General features: G+C 70.2%; 17 protein-coding genes. 9 read left to right on the top strand and 8 right to left on the bottom strand.

What is annotated here, in order from left to right; genetic code table 11:
• Nucleotides 1-22: 22 nt before the first annotated feature.
• The 3 genes from H9651_RS09935 to H9651_RS09945 are packed head-to-tail and all read left to right on the top strand — an operon-like array spanning nt 23 to nt 1,484.
• Nucleotides 23-388 (top strand): DUF3099 domain-containing protein, encoded by a 366-nt coding sequence (locus H9651_RS09935; RefSeq protein WP_191719147.1) that lies wholly within the window; start codon nt 23-25, stop codon nt 386-388.
• Complete coding sequence (locus H9651_RS09940) at nt 385-588, top strand: hypothetical protein (protein WP_191719148.1); 204 nt, start codon at nt 385-387, stop codon at nt 586-588. The genes H9651_RS09935 and H9651_RS09940 overlap by 4 nt, the downstream gene beginning before the upstream one ends.
• Nucleotides 585-1,484 (top strand): SURF1 family cytochrome oxidase biogenesis protein, encoded by a 900-nt coding sequence (locus tag H9651_RS09945; RefSeq protein ID WP_191719149.1) that lies wholly within the window; start codon nt 585-587, stop codon nt 1,482-1,484. Before H9651_RS09940 ends, H9651_RS09945 begins: the two co-directional genes overlap by 4 nt.
• A 36-nt stretch (nt 1,485-1,520) precedes the next feature.
• Here H9651_RS09945 and H9651_RS09950 read toward each other — a convergent pair whose 3' ends face one another.
• On the bottom strand, nt 1,521-3,119 hold the full coding sequence (locus H9651_RS09950; RefSeq protein ID WP_191719150.1) for an ABC-F family ATP-binding cassette domain-containing protein: 1,599 nt from the start codon (nt 3,117-3,119) through the stop codon (nt 1,521-1,523).
• 170 nt (nt 3,120-3,289) lie between these two features.
• Between H9651_RS09950 and H9651_RS09955 the strand changes: the two genes are divergently transcribed.
• From H9651_RS09955 to H9651_RS09980, 6 genes are all read left to right on the top strand, one after another.
• The gene (locus tag H9651_RS09955; RefSeq protein WP_191719151.1) at nt 3,290-3,943 is read left to right on the top strand and encodes a DedA family protein; all 654 of its coding nucleotides are present in this window, start codon (nt 3,290-3,292) and stop codon (nt 3,941-3,943) included.
• A gap of 92 nt (nt 3,944-4,035) precedes the next feature.
• Entirely contained in the window at nt 4,036-5,064 is a 1,029-nt protein-coding gene (locus H9651_RS09960; RefSeq protein WP_191719152.1) for an iron-siderophore ABC transporter substrate-binding protein, read from the top strand.
• An 8-nt stretch (nt 5,065-5,072) separates the two neighbouring features.
• Entirely contained in the window at nt 5,073-6,116 is a 1,044-nt protein-coding gene (locus tag H9651_RS09965; protein ID WP_404803009.1) for a FecCD family ABC transporter permease, read from the top strand.
• Nucleotides 6,113-7,138: a FecCD family ABC transporter permease gene (locus H9651_RS09970; protein WP_318244836.1), complete on the top strand. Its 1,026-nt coding sequence runs from the start codon at nt 6,113-6,115 to the stop codon at nt 7,136-7,138. The genes H9651_RS09965 and H9651_RS09970 overlap by 4 nt, the downstream gene beginning before the upstream one ends.
• Complete coding sequence (locus H9651_RS09975; protein ID WP_191719153.1) at nt 7,135-7,992, top strand: ABC transporter ATP-binding protein; 858 nt, start codon at nt 7,135-7,137, stop codon at nt 7,990-7,992. Before H9651_RS09970 ends, H9651_RS09975 begins: the two co-directional genes overlap by 4 nt.
• Nucleotides 7,989-8,894, top strand: coding sequence for a siderophore-interacting protein (locus H9651_RS09980; protein ID WP_191719154.1), 906 nt, complete (start codon nt 7,989-7,991; stop codon nt 8,892-8,894). Before H9651_RS09975 ends, H9651_RS09980 begins: the two co-directional genes overlap by 4 nt.
• A 674-nt stretch (nt 8,895-9,568) precedes the next feature.
• Here H9651_RS09980 and H9651_RS09985 read toward each other — a convergent pair.
• The 7 genes from H9651_RS09985 to sufB form a co-directional block, all read right to left on the bottom strand.
• Nucleotides 9,569-10,984 (bottom strand): MFS transporter, encoded by a 1,416-nt coding sequence (locus H9651_RS09985; protein ID WP_318244837.1) that lies wholly within the window; start codon nt 10,982-10,984, stop codon nt 9,569-9,571.
• Nucleotides 10,981-12,132, bottom strand: coding sequence for a MalY/PatB family protein (locus tag H9651_RS09990; RefSeq protein ID WP_404803010.1), 1,152 nt, complete (start codon nt 12,130-12,132; stop codon nt 10,981-10,983). The genes H9651_RS09985 and H9651_RS09990 overlap by 4 nt, the downstream gene beginning before the upstream one ends.
• Nucleotides 12,133-12,242: 110 nt before the next feature.
• Complete coding sequence (locus H9651_RS09995; protein WP_191719156.1) at nt 12,243-12,572, bottom strand: metal-sulfur cluster assembly factor; 330 nt, start codon at nt 12,570-12,572, stop codon at nt 12,243-12,245.
• A gap of 9 nt (nt 12,573-12,581) precedes the next feature.
• Nucleotides 12,582-13,352, bottom strand: coding sequence for a Fe-S cluster assembly ATPase SufC (gene sufC, locus H9651_RS10000; protein ID WP_191719157.1), 771 nt, complete (start codon nt 13,350-13,352; stop codon nt 12,582-12,584).
• A 2-nt stretch (nt 13,353-13,354) separates the two neighbouring features.
• Nucleotides 13,355-13,681 (bottom strand): non-heme iron oxygenase ferredoxin subunit, encoded by a 327-nt coding sequence (locus tag H9651_RS10005; RefSeq protein ID WP_191719158.1) that lies wholly within the window; start codon nt 13,679-13,681, stop codon nt 13,355-13,357.
• Nucleotides 13,678-14,892 (bottom strand): Fe-S cluster assembly protein SufD, encoded by a 1,215-nt coding sequence (sufD, locus tag H9651_RS10010; RefSeq protein ID WP_191719159.1) that lies wholly within the window; start codon nt 14,890-14,892, stop codon nt 13,678-13,680. The genes H9651_RS10005 and sufD overlap by 4 nt, the downstream gene beginning before the upstream one ends.
• Nucleotides 14,892-16,310: a Fe-S cluster assembly protein SufB gene (gene sufB / locus H9651_RS10015; protein WP_191719160.1), complete on the bottom strand. Its 1,419-nt coding sequence runs from the start codon at nt 16,308-16,310 to the stop codon at nt 14,892-14,894. The genes sufD and sufB overlap by 1 nt, the downstream gene beginning before the upstream one ends.
• Nucleotides 16,311-16,407: the final 97 nt, after the last annotated feature.

Here is a 16,407-nt window from a genome sequence, read left to right on the forward strand (position 1 = left end):
TGCGGCGTAGGCTTGACGCACCGTGAAGAAGTCCACCAGAGCACAGTCTGCGACCTCGCTCCCGCCCGCACCGCGGGACGAAGCGGGATCGCGCATGACGGCGTATCTCATCACGATGACCGTGCGTGCCACGTGCTTCGTGCTGATGGTGGTCATCACGCCCTACGGGTGGCATACGGCGCTGCTGGCGATCGGTGCGATCGTGCTGCCGTACTTCGCGGTCGTCCTGGCGAACGTCGGCACGGACACCCGGCCGACGCGAGCGGTGAACCCGGAGCGCGCCCTGCCTGCGGCCCCCACCACGCCGCCCCCGCCGCCCGTCGAGCGGCCGCAGGTCATCCGCCTCGACGAACAGCCGCCGCCCGAACCAGGAGCCCCCGAGAAGTGAACGAGACCATCTGCTCCCGAGCCGGCTGCCGGGCAGAGGCTCGTTGGCTCGTGGTGTGGCGCAACCCCCGCATCCACCCCGCCGATCGCCGCAAAACGTGGGCGGCGTGCGACGAGCACGTGGGCTACCTCCGCGATTACCTCGCGGCGCGGGACTTCCCGGTCGCCGTCGAGACTCTCGCCGAAGCGGGCACCTCGTGAGCCGCCGGCCCGCGCCCGCCGCCGTCCGCTGGTCGGGATACGTCGTCGTGGCGATCCTCTTCGCCGTGGCCTGCGCCTACCTCTCGCAATGGCAGTTCGCCCGCAACGAGGAGCGCAGCACACAGCTGGACCTCGTGGCGCAGAACTACGATGCCGACCCGGTTCCGCTGACCGAACTGCTCCCCGCCGGCGGCGAGTTCGACCCGGGCGACCAATGGCATCCGGTCACCCTCGTCGGCGAATACGACAACGACTCCCAGCTGCTGGTGCGCAACCGACCGCACGGCGGCACCTCGGCGTTCGAGGTGCTCGTGCCGTTCCACACCGACGACGGCCGCGTCGTGATCGTCGACCGCGGCTGGGTGCCGCCGGGTGCCGACGGGCCCGACCCCGATGTCGTGCCGGCCGCCCCCGAGGGACCGGCCACGGTCGTCGTGCGTCTGAAGGCCGGCGAGGCGCTGCCCAACTCGGGACGCTCCGCGCCCGCCGGACAGGTCCCCACCATCCACCTGCCGCTCATCGCCGACGCGATCGACGGCGGCGACGACGTCGTGCTCGACGCCTACGGCCTGATGGTGTCCGAGGCCCCGGCACCGGCGACGACGCCGAATGCCATCGACTCGCCCTCCGAGGACCCGGGCCCACACCTGTCATACGCGATCCAGTGGATCCTGTTCGCGATCATGGGCTTCGTGTTCATCGCGTACATGATCCGCTCCGAGCTGCGCCACCGGCGTGAGGACGCCGCCGACCGCGCCGACGCTGCGGCCGCCCTGGCGTCCGGAGACGCGGATGCCGCCGCTCGCCGTGCTGCACGGCGGCCGCGACCGGTGAAGGTGCGACGCGACCGCGATGCCGAGGACGAGGACGCCCTGCTCGACAGCGCGGGTCGCTGAGCGCCGCACTGTCACGCGCCGGCGGACGCCCGCGGCTCAGGCGAGGGTGATGAGGTCGGCGTAGTCGCGACCCCAGATGTCCTCGACGCCGTCGGGGAGGATCAGCACCCGCTCCGGGTTGAGCGCGTGCACCGCGCCCTCGTCGTGCGAGACGAGCACGACCGCGCCCTCGTAGTGCGACAGCGCGTCGAGGATCTCCTCGCGCGACGCGGGGTCGAGGTTGTTGGTGGGCTCGTCGAGCAGCAGCATGTTGGCGCTGGAGACCACGAGCGTCGCGAGCGACAGCCGGGTCTTCTCGCCACCGGAAAGGACTGCGGCGGGCTTGAGCACGTCGTCGCCGGTGAACAGGAACGAGCCCAGCACCTTGCGCGCCTCGGTGGCGGTGATGTCGGGAGCGGCGGACATCATGTTCTCCAGCACCGACCGGTTGACGTCGAGGTTCTCGTGCTCCTGAGCGTAGTAGCCGATCTTCAGGCCGTGTCCGGGCTGCAGCTCCCCGGTGTCGGGCTTGTCGACGCCGGCGAGGATGCGCAGCAGCGTCGTCTTGCCGGCACCGTTGAGTCCGAGCACCACGACCTTGGATCCGCGGTCGATCGCGAGGTCGACGTCGGTGAAGATCTCCAGCGATCCGTACGACTTCGACAGTCCGGTCGCCATGAGCGGCGTCTTGCCGCACGGAGCGGGCTTGGGGAAGCGGAGCTTGGCGACGCGATCTTCCTGACGCACGTCATCGAGACCGGCGAGCATCTTCTCGGCGCGCGCGACCATCTGGTGCGCCGCGGCCGCCTTGGACGCCTTCGCCCCGAACCGGGCCGCCTGCATCTGCAGCACGGTGGCCTTCTTCTCGACGTTGGCGCGCTCCTTCTTGCGGCGCTCCTCGTCGGCCACGCGCTGGCGCAGGTAGTTCTTCCAGTTCATGTTGTAGACGTCGATGACCTGGCGGTTCGCGTCGAGGTAGAACACGCGGTTGACCGTCTCACCGACCAGCTCCACATCGTGCGAGATGACGATGAGGCCGCCCTTGTAGTTCTTCAGGAACTCCCGCAGCCACACGACACTGTCGGCGTCGAGGTGGTTCGTCGGCTCGTCGAGGATCATCGTCTCGGCGTCGGAAAACAGGATGCGCGCCAGCTCGATGCGTCGGCGCTGACCACCCGAGAGGGTCGACAGCGGCTGATCGAGGATGCGGTCGGGAAGCGAGAGGTTGTGCGCGATGGTCGCCGCCTCCGCCTCGGCCGTGTACCCGCCGAGGGCTTCGAAGCGCTCGGTGAGGTTGGCGTAGCGTCGCATCGCCTTCGCGGCGACGGCGGGGTCGTCCGAGCCCATGGCGACGGATGCCTCGTGCATGCCGATCGCGAGGGTGCCCAGTCCACGCGCATCGAGGATGCGGGTGCGGGCGAGCATGGCGGGGTCCCCCGAACGCGGGTCCTGCGGCAGGTAGCCGAGTTCGCCGGAGCGGTCGACGCGTCCCTCGGCGGGCAGCAGGTCGCCGGCGAGCACCTTGGTGAGCGTGGTCTTGCCCGCACCGTTGCGGCCGACGAGTCCGATCTTGTCTCCGTCGGACACGCGGAAGGAGACGTCCGACATGAGCACGCGGGCGCCCACGCGGATCTCGAGGTCGTGCACGGCGAGCACAGCGAACGTCCGTTCTTAGAAGGGGGTGGTGGAATCAGGCACAGGGCCAGCCCCCCAGTATAGGTCGCGCCACCTGTGCGCCCGCTCGGGACGCAAGACACCCCCACAGAGTGAGGCGGGTGCTACCTCAGAGGGATGTGCGCGCCGACGGCCGTTCGTAGCGTCGAGGGGTGGACGTCATCAACGATCTCATCCTGCTGACCGTGGCCTCGCCGTGGCTGTACCTCGTCATGCTCATCGTCGCCATCGTGGACGGGTTCTTCCCGCCGGTGCCGAGCGAGACCGTGCTCGTCGCGGCGGCGGCGGTGGCCGTCTCGTCCGGCGGGCCGAATCTGATCGTGCTGGGCATCGCGGCGGCGCTCGGCGCCATGATCGGCGACAACCTGGCGTATGCAATCGGCCGCCGCGTCGGTACGCGCCGGTGGGGGTGGATGCGACGCCCGCGGGTGGCGGCCGCGTTCACGCGGGCGGCCGCGACGCTGGATCGTCGTGCCGCCGCGCTCATCATCGGCGCCCGCTACGTCCCGGTCGGCCGTGTCGCGGTCAACATGTCCGCGGGCGCTCTCGCCTACCTATGGCGCCGGTTCCTGCCGCTCAGCGCGATCGCGGCCGTCTCGTGGACGCTCTACAGCACAGGGCTCGGCGTGCTCGCCGGCCACTGGATGGCCGACCAGCCCTTCCTCAGCGCACTCGTCGGCATCGTGCTGGCCCTCGCGATCGGCATCGTGATCGACCGTGTCGCGGCGATGCGGCGAGCGCGGCAGGCGCGGGCGACGGTCGCGGCATCCGCTCCTTCGCGGAATCCGGAGATGGCAGGTTGCTGACGCAGCCGGATTCGGTTCGGCATACGGGCTCGCCAGGAAGTAAAGTAAGCCTGCCCTAATCTCTTGGGGCCCCGCCACACACGGAGGATGCCATGCCCCGCACACGATTCACCGCCGCCGCCGCGTCACTCGCGGCCGCCGCGCTGCTGCTCTCCGGCTGCGCCGGTGGGACGGCCGCAGATGCCGGCTCCGCCGGATCGTCGGATGCCGAGTTCGAAGCGATCACGATCCAGCATGCGCTGGGCGAGACCACGATCACCGAGAAGCCCGAGCGTGTCGCGACGATCGCGTGGGCGAACCACGAGGTGCCCCTCGCGCTCGGCGTCGTGCCGGTCGGCATGAGCAAGGCCACGTGGGGCGACGATGACGGCGACGGTGTGCTGCCGTGGGTCGAGGAGCGGCTGGAAGAACTCGACGCCGAGACCCCCGTGCTGTTCGATGAGACCGACGGCATCGATTTCGAGGCCGTGGCCGACACCCAGCCCGATGTGATCCTCGCCGCCTACTCCGGGCTGACGCCCGAGGAGTACGAGACGCTGTCGAAGATCGCGCCTGTCGTCGCCTACCCCGACATCGCGTGGGCCACGTCCTACGAGGACATGATCCGCCTCAACTCCGCAGTCCTCGGACTCGCCGACGAAGGCGAGCAGTTGATCGAGGACCTGCACGCCGAGGTCGACACGGCCCTGGCCGCCCAGCCCGCGCTGGCCGACGCGAAGGTGCTGTTCTCCTACCTCGACCCCGCCGACTTCAGCACGGTGGGCTTCTACACCAGCCACGACACCCGGCCCGGCTTCCTCGAGAGCCTCGGTCTTCCCACGCCGGCCGTGGTGACGGAGGAGTCCGAGGGCACCGATGCGTTCTACCTCACCATCAGCTCCGAAGAAGCCGACCGCTTCTCCGACGTCGACGTGTTCGTCACGTACGGCACCGCCGACGGCGCGATCATCGAGCAGCTGCAGGCCGACCCCCTGCTCTCGCAGATCCCCGCCATCGCCGAGGGCCGCATCGCGATCCTCGAGGAGTCGAGCCCGCTCGCGGCATCGGCGAACCCGTCGCCGCTGTCGATCGGCTGGGGCATCGACGAGTACTTCGCCGTGCTCGCCGGCGCTCTGAACTGAGTCGGGTGATCGACCAGAGCACTCCCGCGCCGCTGCCGGACACCGCCGCTCTGCGGCGCCCGGCAGCGGTGCGTCTGGCGTGGATCGGCGCGGGCGTGGCCGCGCTGGGGCTGCTGGTCGTGGCATCCGTCGCCTTCGGCGTGCGCGACGTGTCGATCGCCGAGATCCTGCGTGGCCTGAGCGGTGACACCGACGGCATCGCCGAGGCCGCCGTCGTCGCCCGCATCCCGCGCACCGTCCTGGCGCTGCTCGTCGGGGCGGCGCTGGCGATGTCGGGGGCGACCATGCAGGCCGTCACGCGCAACCCGCTGGCCGATCCCGGCATCCTCGGGGTCTCCGGCGGCGCGAGTCTCGCCGTCGTCATCGGCATCGCGTTCTTCGGCCTCTCCGCCCCCTACGCCGTCATGGGCGTCGCCATCGCCGGCGCGGCCGTCGCGGCCGTCTTCGTCTACGCGGTCGGTTCGCTCGGCCGCGGCGGCGCGACCCCGCTGAAGCTCACCCTCGCCGGCGCCGCCAGCTCCGCCGCCTTCATGTCCCTGGTCAGCGCCGTCCTGCTGCCCCGCGTGGACGTGCTGGAGACCTTCCGCTTCTGGCAGATCGGCGGCGTCGGCGGTGCCACGTGGGACCGCATCATCGCCCTCCTCCCCGTGCTCGGCATCGGCGCACTCATCTGTCTCGCCACCGCCCGCGGGATGAACTCGCTCGCCCTCGGCGACGACCTCGCCGCGGGTCTCGGCGAGAACGTCGCCCGCACGCGCCTCGTCTCCTCCGCCGGGGCCATCGTGCTGTGCGGGGCCGCCACCGCGGTCGCCGGACCCATCGCCTTCGTCGGCCTCGTGATCCCGCACCTGTGCCGACTGCTGATCGGCACCGACCATCGCTGGCTGCTGCCGCTGTCGGCACTCGCGGGAGCCGCGCTGCTCGTGGCCGCCGACGTCGTCGGGCGGGTCATCGCCCGACCGTCCGAGATCGAGGTCGGCATCATCACGGCGCTCATCGGCGCGCCGGTGTTCATCTGGATCGTGCGACGCCAGCGGGTGAGGGAACTGTGAGCGTGCAGCAGATCGTCGCGGGCAGGCGGCATCGTCAACGCCGTCATGCGCTCGTGACGGGCGTGCTCGTGGCGTTGATCGCGGTCGTCTACGCGGTCACGCTCATGGTCGGGAAGACCTTCTACTCCCCCGCCGAGGTGCTCGCCGTGGTCTTCGGCGAAACCGTCCCGGGAGCGTCATTCACGGTCGGCGAGCTGCGCCTGCCGCGCGCGACGCTCGCCCTGTTCGCCGGCTTCGCCTTCGGCATCGCGGGCGCCACCTTCCAGACGCTGCTGCGCAACCCGCTCGCCTCCCCCGACATCATCGGCATCTCCTCGGGCGCCAGCGCCGCCGCTGTGTTCGGCATCATCGTGCTGTCGCTCGACGAGACGGCGGTCTCGCTGCTGGCCCTCGGCGGGGCGCTGCTGACGGCCGCGGCGATCTACCTGCTCTCCAACCGCGGTGGGTTCGCCGGCACCCGGTTGATCCTCATCGGCATCGGCGTCGCCGCGATGCTCGACAGCGCTGTGACCTATGTGCTGTCGCGGGCGGCGGCCTGGGACCTGCAGACGGCGATGCAGTGGCTCGCCGGCAGCCTCAACGGCGCGACCTGGCCGGGCGTGCTGCCTGTCGCGCTGTCGTGCCTGCTGCTGGTACCCGTCATGCTCAGCCAGAACCGCAGCCTGGGCGCGCTGCGCCTGGGCGACGACTCCGCCGCGGGCCTCGGGGTCGACGTCCGTCGCACCCGCGTGCTGCTGATCGTGGGCGCGGTCACCCTTCTCGCCTTCGCCACCGCCGCCGCCGGCCCCATCGCCTTCGTCGCGTTCATGGCCGGACCCATCGCCGCCCGCATCGTCGGCGCCGGGGCGTCACCGCTGCTGCCCGCCGGGCTCGTCGGGGCGCTCCTCGTGCTCGCGGCCGACCTCATCGGCCAGTTCGCGTTCGACAACCGCTACCCGGTCGGCGTGGTGACGGGCGTGCTCGGCGCTCCGTACCTCATCTACCTCCTCATCAGGACCAACCGCTCGGGAGGCTCACTGTGAGCACCACCCACACCCTCGCCGCCGACGGCCTCACTCTCGCGTACGGTGACCGCGTCGTGATCGAGGGTCTCGACCTCGAGATCCCGCCGGGACGCATCACCGCGATCGTCGGGGCGAACGGCTGCGGCAAGTCCACGCTGCTGCGCGCGCTCGCCCGGCTGGTCGCGCCCCGGTCGGGTCAGGTGCTGCTGGACGGCCAGTCGCTGCGCGGCAGGCCGACGAAGGAGATCGCCCGCACCCTCGGACTCCTCCCGCAGAGTCCCACCGCGCCCGAGGGCATCGCGGTGGCCGACCTCGTCGGCCGCGGGCGGCATCCGCATCAGAAGATGCTCGCGCGGTGGAGCGAGCGCGACTACGCCGTCGTCGCGCAGGCCCTGGCGGACACCGGCATCGCCGACCTCGCTGACCGGGCCGTCGACGAACTGTCGGGCGGTCAGCGACAGCGCGTGTGGATCGCGATGGCGCTCGCGCAGGAGACCGACGTGCTGCTGCTGGACGAGCCGACCACGTTCCTCGACGTCGCCCACCAGATCGAGGTGCTCGACCTGCTCACCGATCTCAACCGCGACCGCGGCACGACGATCGTCATGGTGCTGCACGACATCAACCTCGCCGCCCGCTACGCCGACCACGTCTTCGCGGTGCGCGCGGGACGGATCGTCGCGAGTGGCGCGCCGAGCGAGGTCATCACCGACGCGCTCATTCGCGAGGTCTTCGACCTCGATTGCGTCGTGGTCCCCGACCCCGTCTCGGGCGCACCCATCGTGCTCCCCCGCGGCCGCCACCACGTGCGGCCGCTCGCGGGCAGCCTCGACGACGCCCCCGATCCCACTGACCCCCGGAGTCCCCGATGAGCGCGCCCGCCGACACCTCCCGCTTCTTCCGCGCTCGGGTGAGCTCGATCACCGATCTGACCCCGAGTTTCCGCCGCTTCACCTTCACGGGCGACGACCTGGCCGAGTACGGCGACACCGGCTTCGACCAGCGGGTGAAGGTGGTCTTCCCGACCCCGACGGTGTCGTTGGATGCCATGCCCACCGGTTCCGACTGGTATCTGCAGTGGCGGGAGCTGCCCGAAGACGACCGACCGCCGTTTCGCACCTACACCACCCGCGCCGTGCGGCCCGAGTCCCGCGAGGTCGACATCGACATGGTCGCGCACGATGTGATCGGACCGGCATCCGCCTGGATCGACCGTGCCGTCATCGGCGACGAGGTGCTCATCTACGCACCCACCACCGCCCACACCGGGGTGAGCTTCGGCATCGACTTCGTCCCGCCCGCGCAGACCGACGCCATGCTGCTCGTGGGCGACGAAACAGCCGCGCCCGCCCTTGCGGTGATCCTCGAGCAGCTGCCGGCCGAGGCGCGTGGCGTCGTGGTGCTCGAGGTGCCCGACGAAGCGGATGCCGCTTACCTCCCCCGCCACCGCGGTTTCGAGTACCACGTGAGCGCCCGCAGCGGCGACCGGCACGAGCACCTGCTGTCGTCTGTCGCGACGGCCGCGTCGCGCCTGGCGCCGGCGGGCCGCGGCGCCGAGGTCGAAGAGATCGACGTCGACACCGAGATCCTGTGGGAGGTCCCCCGCACCGCGAAGGGCGGCGCCGCCCTCAAGAGTGCGCCGCTGTACGCGTGGCTTGCGGGCGAGTCTGGTGTCATCAAGACCCTGCGCCGCCAGCTCGTGTCGGAGCAGGGCGTCGACCGTCGCGCGGTCGCGTTCATGGGCTACTGGCGACAGGGCAAAGCCGAGAACTGAGCCTGGTCGGGCGCGCGGTCACGCCCACGGCGCGGCGCCGCGCGCCCCACTGGTCGCGTGTTCGCCACGGCTTCGGAGAAAGCCACCGCATCGGACCGAAACCCCCGATCGGATCCGAAGCACGGTCGATCCCCGAAGAACCGGCGACGCGGATGCCACAGCACCCCCGCCCCGTCACCGCAACTTCGGAGATAGCCACCGCATCGGACCGAAACCCCCGATTCGCTCCGAAATACGGTCGATCCCCGAAGAACCGGCGAACACGGATGCCACCTCACGCGGCTCGCACGCCAGCAGACCCCCTGCACGGGGAGCGACGCGAGGCGGCGGCATCCGATCCCCTCCATCGCCACAGCCTCGGATATCGCCACAGCGTCGGACCGAAACCCCCCGTCCGCTCCGAAGAACCGCAGATCCCCGAAGAACCGGCGAACACGGATGCCACCACACGCGGCTCGCGCCCCGGCAGACCGCCGCACGGCGCGCGACGCTGCGCCACGGCATCCCCCCACCCCGTCACCGCCACTTCGGAGATAGCCACACCCTCGGGCCGAAGCTCCCGATCCCCTCCGAGGAACCGTCGAACTCCGAAGAACCGGCAATGACGGATGCCGCAGCGACCGACACCGCAGCGACCGACACCGCGGCCGCCGCAGGCCGCGACACGCCCAGCCTCAGCCGCGCGCGGCCTCCTGCGCGTGCCCGAGGCGCAGCCCGGGAACGAGAGCGAGCACCGACAGCCCGGCGGCGATCGCGAAGACGACCGGGAAGCCCGCCCCGGTGCCGGCCAGCGCGGTGAATGCGATGCCCATGGTCGCGATCACCACGGCCGCACCGACCGAGTCCGAGATCGACAGGGCGGAGGAGTTGAAGCCCTGGTTCTGCGGCGTCGAGTAGGCCAGCGTCAGCACCGTGAGCCGCGGGTACATCAGTCCCATGCCCGCGCCCGCCAGCGACCAGCCCGCCACCAGGACGAACGGGTCGAGGTGCCAGAGCGCGGTCGCCCCGGCGATCGTGACCGCGGCGAACAGCAGCGCCGTGCCGATCATCGTGATGCGGGCGTTGCCGAGCAGGTCGCCCCAGCGCCCCTGAACCCACGCGCCCAGCGCCCACAGCAGCGCGGCGGCGGTCAGGCCGAATCCCGCCCACACCGGCGAGAAGCCGTACTCGTCGATCAGCAGCTTCGGCACGTAGATCTCGGCCCCGAACAGCGCGCCGGCGATGAGCGCGCGCATCAGCACGACGCTCGGCAGGCCGCGTCCGCCGGTGAGCGTCCGCCGCGGCAGCAGCGGGCGCACCGTGGCGACGACGACCACCACGGATGCCACGACCACCAGCGGCGTGAACCGGCCGGCCTCCCCGGCGAGGCTGAGTGCGAGCGCCCCCGCAGCGACCAGGGTCGCCCACGCCAGGCGTCGCGCGACCGGTGAGCGGTCGGGATGCGTCGTGGTCAGGTCGCTCCCGCGCAGCCGCGCCCAGACCAGGGCGAACGCGACGAAGGTGAGCGCGGCCACGCCGAGGAACACCCACCGCCAGTGCAGGTACTCCGCGACGGCACCGGCCAGCACCGGCCCGATCAGCGAGGGCACCACCCAGGCGGCGGAGAAGGCCGCGAACACGCGTCCGTGCAGCGTCGCGGGGTAGATGCGCGCCACCACGACGTACAGGGCGACGGTCTGCCCGCCGGTGCCGAGTCCCTGCAGCAGCCTGCCCGCGACGAGCACCTCCATGGTGGGCGCGAGCCCGGCGACCACCAAGCCCGCGGCGAACAGCACGACGGCGGTCGTGAGCGGCCCCACCGGGTTGGAGCGGTCGCACCAGGCACCGACGGCGACCATGCCGATGACGCTCGTCGCGAGCGTCGCGGAGAAGGCGACGGCGTACAAAGCCTCCCCGTCGAGGTCGGCGCTGACGACCGGCATCACGGTGGTGACGGCGAGGGCCTGTGTCGCGGCGAGGAAGATCATTGCGACCGCCCCGAGCGTCACCCACACATAGCGCGGCGCCCAGATGCCGCCGCCCGAGGCTCCCGAACCGGGTACACCGGATGCCGCGGCATCCGTCCCCGGCGTGCCGGACCTGCCGTTCACGTGCGCACGAGGGCGCCGATGCGCTCGATCGCCTCGCGCAGCACATCGGGCGAGCAGCCGAAGTTGATGCGTACGTGACCGACACCCTCGGCGCCGAACGCGGGCCCGTAGTGCAGCGCCACCTTCGCCTCGCGCAGGATCTTCACGGCCGGGTTGTCACCCCATCCGAGGGCACTCAGGTCGACCCACGCGAGAAAGCCCGCGTCAGGCATGCGGTAGCGAGCGCCCGGCACGTGTTCTTCGAGCAGGTCCGCCAGCAGCCGACGGTTCTCGTCGAGAGCCGCCAGCAGACTCCCGAGCCACGCATCGCTCTCCGGCGCGAACGCCGCGACGTTGGAGAGGGCGCCGAACAGGCCGGTGCGCCACTCCACCTCGGCGGGGAGCGCATCGACGACCGCGGCGGTCTCCTCGGCCGCCGTCACCATCACGGCGCATTTGAGACCGGCGAGGTTGTAGGTCTTGCTCGCGCTGGTCACGGCGTAGCCGGTGCGCGCCGCGGCGGGCGACGACGCCAGGTACGGCGTGAAGCGGATGCCGGGCTGCGTCAGCGGCGCGTGGATCTCGTCGCTGATGACGACGGCTCCGTACTCGGCGGCGAGGCCGGCCAGGGCCGCGAGCGTGTCACCGGAGTGCACGGTGCCGGTGGGGTTGTGCGGGTTGCACAGCAGCATCGCCCGCGCTCCCCCGGCGAAGGCGGCTTCGATGCCCGCCAGATCCAGCATCCAGCCGTCGCCGGTGTCCGCCAGGGCGACGCGTTCGACGGTGCCGCCAGCCTCGGTGATGCAGTCCGCGAACGGCGGGTAGACCGGCGGGGTGATGACGACGCGGTCGCCCGGGGCGATCGTGGCGCGCAGCAGCTCGACGACGCCCGTCATGACGTCGGTCGTCGACCGCACGCGCGCGGGGGCGACGTCCCACTCCCACCGGCGCCGCGCATAGGCGCTGAAGGCGGCGCGGATGCCCGGGTCGGGCGGGGTGTACCCGGTGTCGCCGAGGGCGACCGCCCGAGCGAGCACGTCGGTGATGGCCGGCGCGAGGGGGAAGTCCAGTTCCGCCACGAACAGCGGCAGCACCTCGTCGGAGTAGGTGCGCCACTTGGTGCTGCTGCGCCGGCGAAGCTCGGCCAGGGGTGGGGCCTGCAGGGGGATGTGGGTCACGCTGTCGCCGTTCCATCGGGGATCGATGCGCGTGTGGCGCGCGTCTCCACTGTGACATGCCGACGGGCCAACACCGTTGTGCGGTGTTGGCCCGTCGCCGGTCAGATCGCGAAGCCGAGGGCTCGCATCATGTCCCGACCGTCGTCGGTGATGCGCTCAGGACCCCACGGCGGCATCCACACCCAGTTGATGCGGAAGCGCTGCACGACCTGGTCCAGCGACTGCGCGGTCTGCTCTTCGAGCACGTCGGTCAGCGGGCACCCGGCGGAGGTGAGCGTCATGTGGATGACGAGAGCGTCGTTCTCGTCATCCCAGGCCAGATCGTAGATGAGGCCGAGGTCCACGACGTTGATCCCGAGTTCCGGGTCCATCACGTCCTTGAGGGCTTCGATCACCTCTTCATACTTCTCCGGGGCGAGCGTGGCGGTCATGAGGCGATCCTATGCATCGGTGGCGTCGGCGGGCTCGAGGTAGCGGTCGTAGCCTTCGCTCTCGAGACGGTCGGCCAGTTCGGGGCCGCCCTCTTCCGCGATGCGTCCCGCGACCATGACGTGCACGAAGTCGGGGCGGATGTAGCGGAGGATGCGGGTGTAGTGGGTGATGAGCAGCACACCCAGGCCGGTGGCTTCCTTGGCGCGGTTGACGCCCTCGGACACGATCTTGAGCGCGTCGACGTCGAGGCCGGAGTCGGTCTCGTCGAGCACGGCGATCTTCGGCTTCAGCAGCTCGAGCTGAAGGATCTCGTGACGCTTCTTCTCGCCGCCCGAGAAGCCCTCGTTGACGTTGCGCTGGGCGAACTTCGAGTCCATGCGCAGGTTCTTCATGGCCTCCTTGACGTCCTTCGTCCAGGTGCGCAGCGCCGGAGCCTCGCCCTCGATCGCCGTCTTGGCGGTACGCAGGAAGTTCGTCACGGTGACGCCGGGGATCTCCACCGGGTACTGCATCGCGAGGAACACGCCGGCGCGGGCGCGCTCGTCGACGGTCATCGCCAGCACATCCTGGCCGTCGAAGGTGATGGAGCCCTCGGTGACGGTGTACTTCGGGTGGCCGGCGATCGTGTAGGCGAGCGTCGACTTGCCGGAGCCGTTGGGGCCCATGATGGCGTGGGTCTCACCGGTGCGGATGGTGAGGGTCACGCCGTTGAGGATGGGGGTCGTTCCCTCATCGGTCTCGACCGTCACGTGCAGGTCGCGGATCTCGAGGACAGACATTGTCAGACTTCCTTCTTCAGGTTCGGGTCGATGAGCACATCGTCGCCGTCGATCTGGACGACGTAGACGGGGACGGGCTCGTAAGCGGGGAGGTTGAGGGGGCGGCCGGTGCGCAGCGAGAACGCCGAGCCGTGAGCCCAGCATTCCAGGGTCTCGCCCTCGACGAAGCCCTCCGACAGCGAGATGTCGCCGTGCGTGCAGGTATCGCCGATCGCGTGCACTTCGCCGTTCGAGTCGAGCACGACCGCGATCGGCACGCCCTCCACCTCGACGCGACGGGCGGTGTCCTGCTCCAGCTCACTCAGCGCACATACGCGGGTCGCGGTCATGCCCGCTCCCCTGCTTCGAGCTCGTCGAGGATGGCTGCGGCGAGTTCCTCTTCGAGGGAGGGGATGCCGGTCTTCTGCACGATCTCGCCGAGGAAGCCGACCACCACGAGGCGACGGGCCTCCTGCTCGTCGATGCCACGAGCCTGCAGGTAGAACAGCTGCTCGTCGTCGAAGCGTCCGGTGGCGCTGGCGTGGCCGGCGCCCTGGATGTCCCCGGTCTCGATCTCGAGGTTCGGGATCGACTCGGCACGGGCGCCGTCGGTGAGCACCAGGTTGCGGTTGGCCTCGTAGGAGTTGGTGCCGGTGGCATCGGGCCCGATGAGCACGTCGCCGATCCAGACGCTGCGGGCGCTCTCACCCTGCAGCGCTCCCTTGTAGAGAACATCACCGGTGGTGTGCGGGCCCTTGTGGTGCATGAACACCTGGCTCTCCAGGTGCTGTCCGGCGTCGGAGAACGAGACGCCGTAGAGCTTGCACTCGGAACCGGACCCGGCCAGCTCCACCGACGGGTTCACGCGCACGACGCCGCCGCCGAGGCTGACCACGACGTGGGTGAGGCTGGCGTCGCGGTCGACGCGCGCCTGGTGGGATGCCACGTGCACGGCATCCTCCTCCCAGCGCTGCACCGACACGAGGTTCAGTCGAGCGCCGTCACGTACGATGATCTCGACGTTCTGCGCGTAGTGGGCGGCACCGGAGTGGTACAGCAGCACGGAGGCGGCGGAGTTCGGCATGGCCTCGACGATCAGGTGCGCCTGCGCGTGGCGCGGTGCGCCGTCAGCGCCACGCACGCCGGCCAGATCGATGCGGATCGTCTCTTCGACGACCGCGTCGCCGGGGATGCGCACGTGCAGCGCGTCGGTGCCGTTCTTCCACGCGAGGGCGGCGGGAAGGTCCTCCGGGCGGAAGAACTCGCCGCGCACCGGTGCATCGTGCCCGTGGGACGGGATGTGCATCCCGTCCGGGATCGACGCGACGTCGTAGGCGATCGCGTTGTCGGGGCCGGATTCGGTGTCCTCGTCGAGGAACACCGTGGCCAGGCGCGCGACCGGGGTGTGCTTCCAGTTGACCTCGCGGCCGGTGGGCACGCCGAAGTCGGCCGGGTCGAACGACGTGGGTCGCTCGGAACGGGTCTGCACCGGCACGAACGCGGCGGCAGGGTCGATATGGCCCTCCGCACGAACGGCGGGGGCCTGAGTCGCTGTCGTCATCAGCCGACGGATCCTTCCATGCCCATCTCGATGAGCTTGTTCAGCTCGAGGGCGTATTCCATGGGCAGTTCACGGGCGATCGGCTCGATGAAGCCGCGGACGATCATCGCCATGGCCTCGTCTTCCGGCATGCCACGCGACTGCAGGTAGAACAGCTGCTCTTCACTCACCTTCGACACCGTGGCCTCGTGACCGAGCTGCACGTCGTCGACGCGGATGTCGATGGCGGGGTAGGTGTCCGACCGAGACTTGGTGTCCACCAGCAGCGCGTCGCAGCGCACCGTGTTGGCGGAGTGGTGGGCGTTGGCATCCACCCGCACCTCACCGCGGTAGCCGGCGCGACCACCGCCGCGGGCGATGGACTTGGAGATGATCGACGACTGCGTGTAGGGCGCCATGTGGATCATCTTGGCGCCGGCATCCTGATGCTGGCCGGGGCCGGCGAAGGCGACCGAGAGGGTCTCACCCTTGGCGTGCTCGCCCACGAGGAAGATCGAGGGGTACTTCATCGTCACCTTGGAGCCGATGTTGCCGTCGACCCATTCCATGGTCGCGCCTTCGTGGGCGATGGCCCGCTTGGTGACCAGGTTGTAGACGTTGGTCGACCAGTTCTGGATCGTCGTGTACCGCACGCGGGCGTTCTTCTTCACGATGATCTCGACGACCGCGGAGTGCAGCGAGTCGGACTGGTAGATCGGGGCGGTGCAGCCCTCGATGTAGTGCACGTAGGAGTCTTCGTCCGCGATGATCAGGGTCCGCTCGAACTGACCCATGTTCTCGGTGTTGATGCGGAAGTACGCCTGCAGCGGGATGTCGACGTGCACGCCCTTGGGGACGTACACGAACGAGCCGCCCGACCAGACAGCCGTGTTCAGCGCGGCGAACTTGTTGTCGCCGGAGGGGATGACGGTGCCGAAGTACTCCTCGAAGAACTCCGGGTGCTCGCGCAGCGCCGTATCGGTGTCCATGAAGATGACACCCTGGGCCTCGAGGTCCTCGCGGATCTGGTGGTACACCACCTCGGACTCGTACTGCGCGGCGACGCCGGCGACCAGGCGCTGGCGCTCCGCCTCGGGGATGCCGAGGCGCTCGTACGTGTTCTTGATGTCATCCGGGAGGTCTTCCCAGGTCTGCGCCTGCTTCTCGGTGGAGCGCACGAAGTACTTGATGTTGTCGAAGTCGATGTCGCTGAGGTCGGCACCCCAGGTCGGCATGGGCTTGCGATCGAACAGCTGCAGCGCCTTCAGGCGGTTCTTGAGCATCCACTCGGGCTCAGCCTTGAGAGCGGAGATGTCACGCACCACCGCTTCACTGAGGCCTCGCCTGGCGGTGGCGCCGGCGGCGTCGGGATCGTGCCAGCCGAACTCGTACACCCCCAGCCCATCGAGCTCGGGACGGTCGATCAGCACATCCGACATGGTGTTTCCTCCTCTGGGCCGCAACGGTGTCATCCGTCCCGACATTCCCAGCTCCCCCGTGGAGTTCCGAGGGTGGGATGTCGCTTGCGGGCCCGCT

This window comes from Microbacterium pullorum, from assembly GCF_014836535.1.
In the GTDB taxonomy this organism is placed as follows: domain Bacteria; phylum Actinomycetota; class Actinomycetes; order Actinomycetales; family Microbacteriaceae; genus Microbacterium; species Microbacterium pullorum.

Coding starts and splice junctions, on each gene's coding strand:
- H9651_RS09960 (WP_191719152.1), top strand. CDS start 4,036: ATGCCCCGCACACGATTCACCGCCGCCGCCGCGTCACTCGCGGCCGCC.
- H9651_RS09980 (WP_191719154.1), top strand. CDS start 7,989: ATGAGCGCGCCCGCCGACACCTCCCGCTTCTTCCGCGCTCGGGTGAGC.
- H9651_RS09995 (WP_191719156.1), bottom strand. CDS start 12,572: ATGACCGCCACGCTCGCCCCGGAGAAGTATGAAGAGGTGATCGAAGCC.
- sufC (WP_191719157.1), bottom strand. CDS start 13,352: ATGTCTGTCCTCGAGATCCGCGACCTGCACGTGACGGTCGAGACCGAT.
- H9651_RS10005 (WP_191719158.1), bottom strand. CDS start 13,681: ATGACCGCGACCCGCGTATGTGCGCTGAGTGAGCTGGAGCAGGACACC.
- sufD (WP_191719159.1), bottom strand. CDS start 14,892: ATGACGACAGCGACTCAGGCCCCCGCCGTTCGTGCGGAGGGCCATATC.
- sufB (WP_191719160.1), bottom strand. CDS start 16,310: ATGTCGGATGTGCTGATCGACCGTCCCGAGCTCGATGGGCTGGGGGTG.